Source organism: Kribbella sp. NBC_01510 (genome assembly GCF_045040325.1).
Classification (GTDB): Bacteria; Actinomycetota; Actinomycetes; order Propionibacteriales; family Kribbellaceae; genus Kribbella.
The window spans coordinates 7136709-7149087 of the sequence record NZ_CP109418.1; the positions used below are offsets into that span (position 1 = coordinate 7136709).

The 12379-nt window shown below is 69.2% G+C and carries 12 protein-coding genes; 4 read left to right on the forward strand and 8 right to left on the reverse strand.

The features are described from left to right. Window positions 1-11: 11 nt before the first annotated feature. The 5 genes from OG558_RS35235 to dop are packed head-to-tail and all read right to left on the reverse strand — an operon-like array spanning window position 12 to window position 4150. Window positions 12-626: an NUDIX hydrolase gene (locus OG558_RS35235; protein ID WP_405066847.1), complete on the reverse strand. Its 615-nt coding sequence runs from the start codon at window positions 624-626 to the stop codon at window positions 12-14. Then, a complete protein-coding gene (gene prcA, locus OG558_RS35240; RefSeq protein WP_405066848.1) occupies window positions 623-1471 on the reverse strand; it encodes a proteasome subunit alpha in 849 nt (282 codons plus the stop codon). The genes OG558_RS35235 and prcA overlap by 4 nt, the downstream gene beginning before the upstream one ends. A gap of 38 nt (window positions 1472-1509) precedes the next feature. Further along, the gene (prcB, locus tag OG558_RS35245; RefSeq protein ID WP_329476854.1) at window positions 1510-2352 is read right to left on the reverse strand and encodes a proteasome subunit beta; all 843 of its coding nucleotides are present in this window, start codon (window positions 2350-2352) and stop codon (window positions 1510-1512) included. An 8-nt stretch (window positions 2353-2360) separates the two neighbouring features. After that, window positions 2361-2570 (reverse strand): ubiquitin-like protein Pup, encoded by a 210-nt coding sequence (locus tag OG558_RS35250; RefSeq protein ID WP_328520636.1) that lies wholly within the window; start codon window positions 2568-2570, stop codon window positions 2361-2363. A 59-nt stretch (window positions 2571-2629) separates the two neighbouring features. Continuing rightward, a complete protein-coding gene (gene dop / locus OG558_RS35255; RefSeq protein WP_405066849.1) occupies window positions 2630-4150 on the reverse strand; it encodes a depupylase/deamidase Dop in 1521 nt (506 codons plus the stop codon). An 82-nt stretch (window positions 4151-4232) separates the two neighbouring features. On the opposite strand from dop, the gene OG558_RS35260 reads away from it, so the two are divergent. The 3 genes from OG558_RS35260 (at window position 4233) to OG558_RS35270 (ending at window position 6299) form a co-directional block, all read left to right on the forward strand. Further along, window positions 4233-4724, forward strand: a complete 492-nt coding sequence (locus OG558_RS35260) for an NUDIX domain-containing protein (RefSeq protein WP_329484912.1) — start codon at window positions 4233-4235, stop codon at window positions 4722-4724. Window positions 4725-4878: 154 nt separating this feature from the next. Then, window positions 4879-5460, forward strand: coding sequence for an RNA polymerase sigma factor (locus OG558_RS35265; protein WP_405066851.1), 582 nt, complete (start codon window positions 4879-4881; stop codon window positions 5458-5460). After that, window positions 5457-6299: a hypothetical protein gene (locus OG558_RS35270; protein ID WP_405066852.1), complete on the forward strand. Its 843-nt coding sequence runs from the start codon at window positions 5457-5459 to the stop codon at window positions 6297-6299. Before OG558_RS35265 ends, OG558_RS35270 begins: the two co-directional genes overlap by 4 nt. 15 nt (window positions 6300-6314) lie before the next feature. Here OG558_RS35270 and OG558_RS35275 read toward each other — a convergent pair whose 3' ends face one another. Both OG558_RS35275 and OG558_RS35280 read right to left on the reverse strand, forming a co-directional pair. Then, window positions 6315-6668, reverse strand: coding sequence for a hypothetical protein (locus OG558_RS35275; protein ID WP_405066853.1), 354 nt, complete (start codon window positions 6666-6668; stop codon window positions 6315-6317). A gap of 60 nt (window positions 6669-6728) precedes the next feature. Then, window positions 6729-9557 (reverse strand): AAA family ATPase, encoded by a 2829-nt coding sequence (locus tag OG558_RS35280; protein ID WP_405066854.1) that lies wholly within the window; start codon window positions 9555-9557, stop codon window positions 6729-6731. A gap of 124 nt (window positions 9558-9681) precedes the next feature. Here OG558_RS35280 and OG558_RS35285 point away from each other — a divergent pair, with 124 nt between their 5' ends. Beyond that, window positions 9682-10533: an alpha/beta fold hydrolase gene (locus tag OG558_RS35285; RefSeq protein WP_405066855.1), complete on the forward strand. Its 852-nt coding sequence runs from the start codon at window positions 9682-9684 to the stop codon at window positions 10531-10533. 63 nt (window positions 10534-10596) lie between these two features. Here the strand turns inward: OG558_RS35285 and arc are convergent, their stop codons facing one another. Next, complete coding sequence (gene arc, locus OG558_RS35290; RefSeq protein ID WP_329476840.1) at window positions 10597-12342, reverse strand: proteasome ATPase; 1746 nt, start codon at window positions 12340-12342, stop codon at window positions 10597-10599. Between the last annotated feature and the right edge of the window lie 37 nt (window positions 12343-12379).

The window sequence follows — 12379 nt, forward strand, 5'->3', positions numbered from 1 at the left end:
ATCCCAAGCTTTCAGAGAAGTCCGGCGTGGTCGAGAGCGAGGTACGCGGCATCGATTCCCGTCATCGCACCAGGAGTCCGGAGCTCGGTGCGGAACGCGTCCACCGTCAGCTCGACCGGGACACAGTCCTCCGTCTCGTCCAGCGCCTGCTTCCCGTCCGGACGGCAGCCGCGCGCGATCGCGACGTACTTGCGATAGATCGAGGACGCGGACGACCACTGCCAGCCGACCAGGTCGAGCGACTCACAGGTGTACCCGGTCTCTTCCTCGAGCTCCCGCGCGCCGGCCAGCGCCGGGTCCTCCCCCGGCTCGACCAGCCCGCCGGGAAGGTTCGTGACGATTCGATCCGGTCCGGCCCGGAACATCCGGACGGTCACGATCCGGCCCTCGGGGGTCAGCGGCAGGACAGTGATGCCCGCCGTGATGCCCTCGGCGGACTTCGGGCCGAACACGTCCCACTCCACCTCGCGCCCGTCGGGCAGCCGGTAGCGCCGAAGGTTCACGGTCAGGAACCGGTGGAACCCAGGCTCCTCGCCGAGCAACTCCCACGGCTGCGGATCGCCGGGACGAGACAGGTCAGCCGCCGCGGAGTCCGCGGCGGCTGAACCTTCAGCTGACTCGCTCACAGCGGCCGGTTGTCGTCCGGCTCCTCAGGTGGCGCGATAGGTACGTCGTCGTCCGCCGGCCCGACCGGGCTGTCGTCGGCCGAGGAAGCCGGCGTGGCGTCCTCAGCAGGCTTCGCCTCGACAGGCTCAGTGGGAGTCTTGTCCGGGCTGGACTCGGACAGGATGCGCGCCAGCGTCTCCTCGGAGATCCGCTTGAATTTGCGCACCTGGGTCCGGGTCCGGTCCAGGACGGCGACCTCGATCTGATCCGGGGTCAACTGGCGGACCTCGGTGCCGTCGTGGCCGAGCGCATCCACGGCCAGCCGGAGCGCGCCGGCCAGCGAGATGCCCTCCTTGAAGTGCTCGCCGACGTAGTCCGCGACCTGCTCGGCCGGTCCACCCATCACGGCGTACCCGCGGACGTCCGCGATCGAGCCGTCGTAGGTGAGCCGGTAGATCTGGTCCTCGGCCGTGCTGGTGCCGACCTCGGCGACCAGGATCTCCACCTCGAGCGGCTTCTCACCGCCGGAGGAGAAGATCGCACCGAGGGTCTGCGCGTACGCGTTGGCCAGCGCCCGGCCGGTGACGTCGCGCCGGTCGTAGGAGTACCCGCGCATGTCGGCCAGCCGGACGCCGGCGATCCGCAGGTTCTCGAACTCGTTGTACCGGCCGACGGCGGCGAACGCCATCCGGTCGTAGATCTCGGCCACCTTGTGCAGCGCGGGCGAGCGGTTCTCCGCGACGAACAGGATGCCGTCGGCGTACTGCAGGGCGATCGCGCTGCGGCCCTTGGCGATGCCCTTGCGGGCGAAGTCGGCCCGGTCCCGCATCAGCTGTTCGGGCGAGACGTAGAACGGAACGCTCATCGAAGGTGTCGTCCTCTATCAGTCGATCGGGATCAAGGTCAGGTCAGGGATGCCGAAGCCGGGCCGTCCGGACGATTGTGGCGCTCGGCCCAGGCCGCGTCGACGATCGCGGCGACCTCGTCCTCCGGCATCCGCCGGTAGCCGTCCGCGGTGACCACACCGACCACCGGGAAGATTCGCCGCAGCATGTCCGGACCGCCGGTCGCCGAGTCGTCGTCGGCGGCGTCGATCAGGGACTGGATCACGGCCGTGACGCAGTCGGTCACCGAGCTGTCCTCGCGGTAGAGCTTCTTCAGCGCGCCGCGGGCGAACACCGAGCCCGAGCCGACGCTGTGGAAGTGGTGCTCCTCGTAGCGCCCGCCGGTCGGGTCGTAGGAGAAGATCCGGCCGCCCTTGATGTCCGGGTCGTAGCCCGCGAACAGCGGCACCACGGTCAGGCCCTGCAGCGCCATCGAGAGGTTGCCCCGGATCAGCGCGCTCAGCCGGTTGGCCTTGCCGTCCAGGCTGAGGGTCGCGCCCTCGAGCTTCTCGTAGTGCTCCAGCTCCACCTGGAACAGCCGGACCATCTCGATCCCGAAGCCGGCGGTGCCCGCGAACGCGACCGCGGAGTACTCGTCGGCGGGGAACACCTTCTCGATGTCACGCTGGGCGATGATGTTGCCCATCGTGGCCCGCCGGTCGCCGGCCATCACCACGCCACCGGGGAAGGTGGCCGCGACGATCGTCGTACCGTGCGGGACGTCGGCGGAAAAGTCGGCCGATCCCAGGCTGCGCCGTCCCGGCAACAGGTCGGGCGCGTGCCCGGCCAGGAAGTCCATGAACGACGAGCCACCTGGGATCAGGAAGGCTTCCGGCAACCGGCCGGAGGCATCAAAAGTCATCGAGCGGTTCACTCCCCACCCTTTTGCACGAATCCGCGGACGAACTCCTCGGCGTTCTCCTCGAGCACCTCGTCGATCTCGTCGAGGATCGAGTCGACGTCGTCGTCGAGCCGCTCCTTGCGCTCCTGGGCGTCTTCCGACGCCTCGACCTGTTCGACCTCTTCCTCGGTCGACGAACGCTTCGGCTGCTTGTGCTGCTGACCGCCGTCCTTCGCCATGGCCACACACCTCCTAGAACCGCTGGAAAGGCCGCCCAACCGACCCTTCTACAGCGACCCTACCCGGCGGCACCCCCAGTGATGGTGCGAACCAGGTCACTCGCGGTGTCGCATTGGTCAAGAAGTGCCCCGACATGCGCTTTCGTACCCCGCAGCGGGTCCAGCGTCGGGATCCGCTGCAGCGACTCCTTGCCGGGCAGATCGAAGATCACCGAGTCCCAGGAGGCGGCCGCCACCTGCGGCGCGTACTGCTGCATGCAGCGGCCGCGGAAGTACGCCCGGGTATCGGTCGGCGGGTGCGAGACCGCCATCCGGATCTCCTCGTCGGACACCAGCCGCTGCATCCGGCCGGCCTTCACCAACTTGTAGTAAAGACCCTTGTCCGGGCGCAGGTCGGCGTACTGCAGGTCGACGAGATGGAGCTTCGAGTCGTCCCAGTCCAGGCCGTCGCGGTCGCGGTACGACTGGAGCAGTTTGTACTTCGCCACCCAGTCGAGCTGGTCGGCCAGCTTCATCGGGTCGGTGGCGAGCTGGTCGAGCACCTGCTCCCAGCGGTGCAGCACGTCCTTGGTCTGCCGATCCGCGTCGTCGCCGTACTTGTCCTCGACGTACTTGCGGGCCTGCTCGAGGTACTCCGTCTGCAACTGGACCGCGGTCAGCTTGCGGCCGTCCTTGAGCGTCAACAGGTGTGTGCAGGTCGGGTCGTGGCTGACCTCGTGCAGCGTGCTGACCGGGCGGTCGACGCCGAGGTCGTCGGTCAGCCAGCCGTCCTCGATCATCGACAGCACGAGCGACGTCGTCCCGACTTTCAGGTACGTCGAGACCTCGGACAGGTTCGCGTCGCCGATGATCACGTGCAGGCGGCGGTAGCGGTCCGGATTCGCGTGCGGCTCGTCGCGGGTGTTGATGATCGGCCGCTTCAGCGTCGTCTCCAGCCCGACCTCGACCTCGAAGTAGTCGGCGCGCTGGCTGATCTGGAAACCATGGGCGGCGCCGTCCTGGCCGATGCCGACGCGGCCGGCGCCGGTGACCACCTGACGGCTCACGAAGAACGGCGTCAGGTGCCGCACGATCGACGCGAACGGCGTGGACCGGCGCATCAGGTAGTTCTCGTGCGAGCCGTACGACGCGCCCTTGTTGTCGGTGTTGTTCTTGTACAGGTTCAGCGGCGGGGCGCCGGGGATCTGGCGGGCCTGCCGGGCGCCTTCCATGATCACCAGCTCGCCGGCCTTGTCCCACACCACGACGTCGCGCGGATTGGTGCACTCGGGGGCGGAGTACTCCGGGTGGGCGTGGTCGACGTACAGCCGGGCGCCGTTGGTGAGGATCACGTTCGCCAGGCCGGTCTCCTCGTCGGTGAGCTGGCTGGAATCGGCCACCTCCCGGCTGAGGTCGAAGCCGCGCGCGTCCCGCAGCGGGTGCTCCTCGTCGAAGTCCCACCGGGTCTTCCGCGCGAGCGGCTGCGTCTGGGCGTAACCGTTCACCACCTGGCTCGAGGTCAGCATCGGGTTGGCCCCGGGCTGGCCGGGCACCGAGATGCCGAACTCGGTCTCGGTTCCCATGATCCGCCGAACACTCATGCGAACGAGCCTACGCGGTGCGGCCGACTAAAGGTGTTGCCGTGTCCACAGGGTTACGTGTGAAACTGCGCCCGTGGACGAAATGGTGGCGATCCTGGACGAAGACAACCGTGTCGCCGGATCGGCGCCCCGCTCGGTCATGCGCCGGGACAACCTGCGCCACGCGGCCACCGGCGTACTCGTCCGGAATCCGGCCGGCGACATCTACGTGCACCGTCGTACGCCGACCAAGGACGTCTACCCCGGCCGGTACGACTTCGCCGCCGGAGGCGTCGTCGCGGCCGGCGAGGACCCGTACGACGCCGTGGTCCGAGAGCTGGCCGAGGAGCTCGGGATCACCGGTGCCGAGCTGGTGCGGTTGCCGGAGGGCGACTATGCCGACGAGCACACCCGCTACCGCGCGTACCTGTACAGCTGCGTCTGGGACGGCCCGGTGAAGCACCAGCCGGAGGAGGTCGATTGGGGCGCGTGGATGTCCCCGGCCGACCTCGTCGCCAAGCTGGACGACCCCACCTGGTCCTTCATGCCCGACACCGCCGCCCTGCTCGGCCCGCTGGTCAGGAGTCTGGTGTGACGATCACGCAGGGCTGGGACAGCCACGCCTGGATCGAGGGCCCGTGGTTCGCGGACTCAGCGACATCTTGGCCGCGCTCTGATGCAACCATCGGGTTGGTGTCCGGTCATTACCCGGTGTGAAGATCATCCTGACTGACGATACGGAGCCGGTCATGGCTACGGGATCCGATCCGGAGCTTTGGGAGCGGTTGCGCACCGGCGACCACTTCGCGCTGGGCGAGCTCTTCGACCGCTACGGGGACGACGTGCACGCCTTCGCGTTCCGGCGGACCGCTTCCTGGAGTACTGCCGAGGACGTGGTCCAGGCGACGTTCCTGAGCACCTGGCGGCGATTCCAGCGCAACCCACCAGGCCCGCTGACCGGGCCCAGCGCCCGCGGCTGGCTGCTGATGGTAGCCAGCAACGAGTGCCGGACCCTCTTCCGTACAGCGAGCCGGCTGCGCAAATTGCTGGATCGTCTGCCCGACCCGGCGCCCGAGGGCGATCACGCCCCCGAGGTCGCTCGCCGGCTGGACGACGAGCGCCGCATGTCTGCAGTCCGTCGTGCCGTGGCCAAACTCCCCAGGCACGAACGGGAGACCCTCGAGCTCGTTGTCTGGTCCGGTCTCACGATGGCCGAGGCCGCGGACGCGCTCGGCGTACCGGTCGGAACGGTCAAGGCCCGGCTTCACCGCACCCGTCGCCGTTTCCCGGACCTGCTGACGCGGGTCGCGCTCACCGAGGAGCTCTCATGAACATCCGGCTCGACCCGCCACCCGTCCCCCCGTTGACCTCGTCCCAGCGGTCCCAGCTCCGCAACCGGGTCATGGACAAGTCCAGGCCCACGCGCGACCAGTCGACCCGGCGCTGGGTCGCGCCGGTGGTTGCCGTCGCCGCCGTGGCAGCCGTGGTCGCCGGCACGCTCGTGATCACCGGCAAGCCTTCCAGCGATCCCGGAGTCGCCGGCACACCGGCCCAGACCCCGACCCAGGCGCAGGCGCAGGCGCGCGCCAGGATCGGCGTCGATCTCGGAGCGGTGCCGCGGGGCGACGCGTCCACGCTCCTCCGCGACTGCACGTTCCCGGAGGAGAAGGGCATCGTCAAGATCCTCTGGAGCCGCCACGTACGAGGCATCACCAAAGACAGCACGACGTCGGTGGCGGTGGCCCTGAACTCAACGGGCAGTCATCCCGCATCCGCCAGGCTGGGGTACAGGTTCTGCATGACACGCGTGCCGCCGTCCGCCAAGCTCGGCGCCGTCGGCAGCGTCGGTATCGTCGCCGATCAGGCCTGGACCGCCCGCCCGACGGCTGAGCGAGGCTTGGTGGCGCTCGGCGGGTCGGACACCGACTTCACGAACGACCTCGGCACCCTGCAGGCGTGGACCATCTACCGGGCCGGGCCGGATATCGCCAGAGTCGAAGCCCGGTACGTGTTGAACGGCAAGGCCGGTGAGTGGACCAAGGGGGTCGTCGACGGCGGCTTCGCCTACACGGAGGTCCAGGCGCACGGGAGGTTCACGGTGGGCCAGCGCCTCAAGGCGGAGGTCCGCGCGTTCGACGCCGCCGGCAAACTGGTTCCGGTCAAGGGGTAGCCGGGCCGGGACGAGTCAGCGCCGGCGGTAGTCCGGCCTGCCCGCGATCCGCGAGATCGAGCGAGCCAGGTTGATCCCGACCAGACCACCCCAGCAGACGATCACCGCGATCGTGCCCTCCTGAGTGGCCGCGATCGCGGTGATCGGAATCCCCATGACCACCGACACGATGGCGAGCGCGAGACCGCCCGGATCGCTCTCCCGGCTCTCCTTGACCGGCTTGGCCGGCGCGGCGACGGGGACCTGGGCGGCGCGTGCATCCAGCTTCTCCAGGAAGCTGTCGATCAGCTCCGCCTCGTACTCCGGTCCCAGCTCCTGCCGCGCGGCCACCGCCGCACGCAGGTCCTTCCGTACCTCGTCCGTCGCCATACCAGCAAGCTAAACCCGCCCCCACCTCCCCGTAATCAGGGGAAACCCCGGTCGCACCCTTCAGCTGGGCGCGGACATCCGGTGGGCGATCGCGGCGGCCTCGATCCGGTTGGCCGCGCCGAGTTTCTGCAGGATGTGCGACACGTGGACGCCGACCGTCCGAACGCTGATCACCAGCGCCACCGCGATCTCACGGTCGGTGCAGCCGCGGGACAGCAGGGTCAACACCTCGGCCTCGCGTCCTGTCAGCCCGAGAACCTCGTCAAGACCTTCGGTGGGCTCAATCCCGGCCGACGGGTTTGCCAGCCGCAGGCGGGCCAGTTCGGCGAGCAATTCGAGCTCGCGCCGCAACGGCTGCGCACCGATCCGGACCGCGATCTCGTACGCCGAACGGGCAGGAATGCTCGCCTCGGCCCGGGACGCTCCGGCCGTGACCAAGGCCTCCGCCTGGCGCCACCGGCAGTAGGCGGTGAGCGGTACACGGTCGAGGTCTGCCCAGCGGCCCGCGACGTCGGCCCACAGCTCAGGACCGACGACGCCCCGGGCGCGCTGGTACTCAGCGTCGGCCAGCCCGAACCAGGCGCTGCCGACCGGCGTCACCGATGCGGCGTCCTCGGCAGCACGGCGGGCGAGCGCGATCAGTTCATCGGCGCGGTCGAGCACGCTCCGCTCCGCGGCGGCATCGCGTCGGGTCCTGGCGACCGCGGCAAGCTCTGCCTGTGCCCGCAAACCCTTTGCACAGAACCAAACCCGAAGCTGCGCGGCCCCGACAGAGCCGATCCGTTCCAAGGCCCCGTTCGTGTGATCCGCGGCGTCGGCCCAACGCCGCTCCCACAGCGCGAGTTCGGCCAGGTCAACGTCGTAGATGCCGAGCCCACGGTCCGGACGCAGGGTCTCGAGCGCGGAGTCGAGGTGCTCCCGGGCCGCGGCGAAGTCGCCGCGGCCGATCTCGAGATCGGCTCGAAGCATCAGCAGCATGTAGGGGAAGCTCGCCAGGGTCGATCGCAACGCGGCCGTGCTCAGTGCGTCGGCCTCGTCCCACTCGCCCAGCGCGAGCAGCGCCTCGATCACATTCGAGACCAGTACGGCGCTGTCGATGCCGTACCGGTGGACCGCCTCCAGACCCTGGCGGCCGACCTGGACGGACTCCCGTAGCCGACCGAGCATCGTCAGGGAATCGGTCAGATTGGTGTACACCCGATCCAGCCCGACCCGGTCGCCGATCTCCTCGGCCAGCCGCAGCGCCGCGCCAAGGTCGGACAAACCCTCCTCCGTCCTGCCCAGATAAACGTGGCTGGCGCCGCGCACAGTCAGCGCCCGCACCAATGCCTCGCCGGCCCCGGCGTCACGCGCGAGCACCAACGCCTCCTCGGCCAGCCGTGCGGATGCCGCGTGGCGCCAGGCGACCATCAGGCCGCCGGCGAGCGAGGCGAGTACGTACGCCCGATCTGGCAGCGGCTCGGCCGGTGCGAGCTCGACCGCCCGCTCGAGCGCGGCGAGCCCGGACAGGTCGCTGCCGACCCCGTGGAGGTACTCACCCAGCCGTACCTGCAGCAGCGCCGCCCGGCGCCGATCGCGGAGTCCGGCCAGGTCGATCGCGCGCCGCGTGAGCTCGACCGCCCGCGGCGCCTCGCCGGTCTCGCCGGCGAGCTCTGCGGCCCACGCACAGATGCCGGCCAGATCGGACCCGGCGAGCTCGGCCGCGTTCGCAACCGCCGGCCACAGCGAGATCGCCCTTTCCAGATGGGTGCGCGCCTCGGCGAGACCGGCAACGGCTACCGCCTCGCGAGTGGCGGCGACCGACGCCGCCAGCGCCTCCGCCGCGCGCCCCGCGGCCGCCCAGTGCGGCGCCAGCTCAGCCGGCGCGGCCGCGTCAGTGCGCGCCAGCTCCTCAGCGAGGTGTTCGTGGATCTCCTCGCGCTCACCCGGCAGCAGAGTCGCGTAGACCGCCTCCGCCAGCAGTGCATGCCGGAATCGAAAGCTGCTCGCCGTCGGCTCGGCGACCAGCACGCCGTACTCGACCGCCTGCCGCAGCGCTGCGCGAACGTCCTGCTCGGGCATCAGCGCGACCGCTCGCAGCAGCGCGTATCCCACCTCCCGGCCGGCGGCCGAGGCGATCCGGACGACCGCCCGGGCCTGCTGATCGAGCCGGTCGACCCGTTGCAGCAAGAGCTCACGCAGGCCTCGCGGCAGACCGCCGTCGCCGGCCGCGGCGATCAGTTCCTGCGCGAAGAACGGATTGCCCTCGGACCGGACCACGATCGCATCAGCGTTGGCGGTGGCCCGTGGCGGAACGTCGTACGCCGCGACGAGTGCGGCCAGCTCGTCACGGTCGAGCGGTCCGAGATCCACGAGCACTGCCGATCCCGAACGGCGTACTCCGTTGGCGAGCCGGAGCATGCGCTCACTCGACGACGGCTCGTCCGCCCGGTACGTCGCCACCAGCAGCACCGACCGGTCGTCGAAGTACTGCGCGAGGTACACCACAAGATCGAGCGTGGACGTGTCGGCCCAGTGCAGGTCTTCGAGCACGAGCAGCACCGGTGCGGACTCCGCCCGGTCCGTGAGCAGACCCAGGATGTTCTCGAAGACACGGAACTGCTGGCCGTCAGCCCGAGGAAGGTCACCGACCGGACGCAGCGCCTGCGCGAACGGCTGGTACGGCAGCTCGGTGCCGACCAGGTCGATCGAGCGCCCGAGCAGGACTTCGAAGCCGGCGTCCCGGGCGCGTGCGGACAGCTCGGCGGTCAAGCGGGTCTTACCGATGCCGGCGTCGCCGGCGATCAGGACAGTCCCGCCGCGGCCGGTCCGGGCAGCGTCCAGTACGCCCTCGAGCGCCTCGAGTTCACGGGCGCGGCCGACGAACACATCGCTCGCGCGAGCCTTCATCTGGTCAGTATCACGCCGCATCGGCTACGTAGGCGGCGGAGAAGGGATACGTAGCCCGTTCCGGATGCCGTTCTTGCCGCCGCACGGTCACGATCGAGTCGACCGAACGAGCCGAGGAGGGGCCATGACAGCAGTCATCGAGCAGCCGACAATCCATACCGTGCCGGGCGGTGGCGGTCTGCGCCTGCACGTGCGCGAATGGGGCCGGACGGACGGGCCGCCGATCGTGTTCATCCACGGTCTGTCGCAGAGCCATCTGTGCTGGCGCAAGCAGTACGAGAGCGCGCTGGCCGGCGAGTTCCGGCTCGTCGCGTACGACCTGCGCGGCCACGGCATGTCAGAGGCACCGCTGGAGCAGGAGCAGTACACCGACGCCCGCCTGTGGGCCGATGACCTCGCGGCGGTCATCGAGCGGCTGCAGCTCGACCGGCCGGTCCTAGTCGGTTGGTCGTACGGCGCGTTCGTCATCTGCGACTATGTGCGAGCGTACGGCGAGGACCGGATCGGCGGGATCGACTTCGTCGGCGGCACGGTCCGGCTCGGTCCAGCGGCGTACGGCACCCTGATCGGCCCCGGCTTCCTGGACAACTTCCCCGACCTGATCGCCGACGACCTGCCGGCCAACATCCGCGGTGCACGCGGTCTGATCCAGGCCTTCCCTGCCACCCCGTTCACGGCCGAAGACACAGAGCTGCTGCTCGCGGCGAGCATGACCGTCCCGGCCCGGATCCGGGCCAACCTGGCGGCCCGCGAGATCGACGAGGACGACGTACTGCGGACCCTCACAGTGCCGCTCGTGGTCACCCACGGCCGCGCCGACACGGTGGTGCTCCCGGCGATGGCCGAACACGTGCTGGCGACCTGCCCGACCGCCGAGGCCGCCTGGTACGACGGAGTCGGCCACACCGTGCACCTGGAGCAACCCGAGCACTTCAACCGGGAACTGGCCGCGCTCAGCCGGCGGGTCGCCGGGTAGTCCTGGAATGCCGAACGGCCGCCGGTCAGCTCAGGGGCTGATCGGCGGCCGTTCGCGGTGTTCTTACAGGTACTGACCGGTGTTGGTGGCGGTGTCGATGGAGCGGCCGGGCTCGGTGCCCTGCTTGCCGGAGATGAGGGTACGGATGTAGACGATCCGTTCGCCCTTCTTGCCGGAGATGCGGGCCCAGTCGTCCGGGTTGGTGGTGTTCGGGAGGTCTTCGTTCTCCTTGAACTCGTCCACGCACGCCTGCAGCAGGTGCTGCACCCGCAGGCCCTTCTGGTTCTCGTCCAGGTAGGCCTTGATCGCCATCTTCTTGGCCCGGTCGACGATGTTCTGGATCATCGCGCCCGAGTTGAAGTCCTTGAAGTACAGGACCTCCTTGTCACCGTTGGCGTAGGTGACCTCGAGGAACCGGTTCTCGTCGGCCTCGGTGTACATCCGCTCGACGGTGCGCTGGATCATCCCGTTCACGCACTCTGCCTTGTCGCCGCCGAACTCGCTCAGGTCGTCGGCGTGCAGCGGCAGGGTGGTGGTCAGGTACTTCGAGAAGATGTCCCGGGCCGCCTCGGCGTCGGGGCGCTCGATCTTGATCTTCACATCCAGCCGGCCCGGCCGCAGGATCGCCGGGTCGATCATGTCCTCGCGGTTGGAGGCACCGATGACCAGGACGTTCTCCAGGCCCTCGACACCGTCGATCTCGCTCAGCAGCTGCGGGACGATGGTGTTCTCGACATCGGAGGAGACACCGCTTCCGCGGGTGCGGAACAGCGAGTCCATCTCGTCGAAGAACACGATCACCGGCATGCCCTCGGAAGCCTTCTCCCGGGCCCGCTGGAAGACCAGCCGGATGTGCCGCTCGGTCTCGCCGACGTACTTGTTCAGCAGCTCCGGGCCCTTGATGTTCAGGAAGAAGGACTTCTGCCCGTCCACCCCGGTCCGCTCGGCGACCTTCTTGGCCAGCGAGTTCGCCACCGCCTTCGCGATCAGCGTCTTGCCACAGCCCGGCGGGCCGTACAGCAGGACGCCCTTCGGCGGCTTCAGCTCGTGCTCCAGGAACAGGTCCTTGTGCAGGTACGGCAGCTCGACCGCGTCCCGGATCTGCTCGATCTGACCGCTCAGACCGCCGATCTGGGTGTAGTCGATATCGGGGACCTCTTCGAGGATCAGCTCCTCGACCTCGGACTTCGGGATCTTCTCGTAGACGTAGCCGGAGCGGGGCTCCAGCAACAGCGAGTCACCGGCCCGCAGGGCCTGGTCCATCAGCGGTGAGGCGAGCCGGACGACGCGCTCCTCGTCTGCCTGCGCGATCACCAGCGCCCGCTCGCCGTCGGCCAGCAGCTCCTTCAGCATCACCACGTCGCCGACGACCTCGAAGTCACAGGCCTCGACCACGTTGAGTGCTTCGTTCAGCATCAGCTCCTGGCCGAGCTTGAGCGCGTCCAGGTCGACCGACGGGCTGGCCGCGACCCGGAGCTTGCGGCCACCGGTGAACACGTCCAGCGTGTCGTCTTCGTTGCGTCCGAGGAAGGTGCCGAATCCGGACGGCGGTTGGGCCAGCCGGTCGACTTCCTCCTTCAGGGCGATGATCTTCTCTCGCGCCTCCCGCAGCGTGTCGGCCAGCCGCTCGTTCTGAGCGGTGACACTCGCCAAGGAGGCCTGGGTTTCGGACAGTCTGCTTTCGAGCGACCGGCTGTCCGCCGGGTGCTCGAGCAGCCGACGTCGCAACGCCGCGACCTCGGCTTCCAGGTACCGGACCTGGTTACGCAGCTCTGCCGCGGTAGGACTCTCGTCTCCAGCCACGATCATCACCTCACCATGTGGGGCTCGACCCTATGGACCTTAC

What these genes read in the sequence shown, in the direction of transcription:
- OG558_RS35260 (WP_329484912.1), top strand. Translation starts at nt 4,233, where the DNA reads ATGGTGGCGATCCTGGACGAAGACAACCGTGTCGCCGGATCGGCGCCC.
- prcB (WP_329476854.1), bottom strand. Translation starts at nt 2,352, where the DNA reads ATGACTTTTGATGCCTCCGGCCGGTTGCCGGAAGCCTTCCTGATCCCA.
- arc (WP_329476840.1), bottom strand. Translation starts at nt 12,342, where the DNA reads ATGATCGTGGCTGGAGACGAGAGTCCTACCGCGGCAGAGCTGCGTAAC.
- dop (WP_405066849.1), bottom strand. Translation starts at nt 4,150, where the DNA reads ATGAGTGTTCGGCGGATCATGGGAACCGAGACCGAGTTCGGCATCTCG.
- prcA (WP_405066848.1), bottom strand. Translation starts at nt 1,471, where the DNA reads ATGAGCGTTCCGTTCTACGTCTCGCCCGAACAGCTGATGCGGGACCGG.
- OG558_RS35275 (WP_405066853.1), bottom strand. Translation starts at nt 6,668, where the DNA reads ATGGCGACGGACGAGGTACGGAAGGACCTGCGTGCGGCGGTGGCCGCG.
- OG558_RS35285 (WP_405066855.1), top strand. Translation starts at nt 9,682, where the DNA reads ATGACAGCAGTCATCGAGCAGCCGACAATCCATACCGTGCCGGGCGGT.
- OG558_RS35250 (WP_328520636.1), bottom strand. Translation starts at nt 2,570, where the DNA reads ATGGCGAAGGACGGCGGTCAGCAGCACAAGCAGCCGAAGCGTTCGTCG.
- OG558_RS35265 (WP_405066851.1), top strand. Translation starts at nt 4,879, where the DNA reads ATGGCTACGGGATCCGATCCGGAGCTTTGGGAGCGGTTGCGCACCGGC.
- OG558_RS35270 (WP_405066852.1), top strand. Translation starts at nt 5,457, where the DNA reads ATGAACATCCGGCTCGACCCGCCACCCGTCCCCCCGTTGACCTCGTCC.
- OG558_RS35280 (WP_405066854.1), bottom strand. Translation starts at nt 9,557, where the DNA reads ATGAAGGCTCGCGCGAGCGATGTGTTCGTCGGCCGCGCCCGTGAACTC.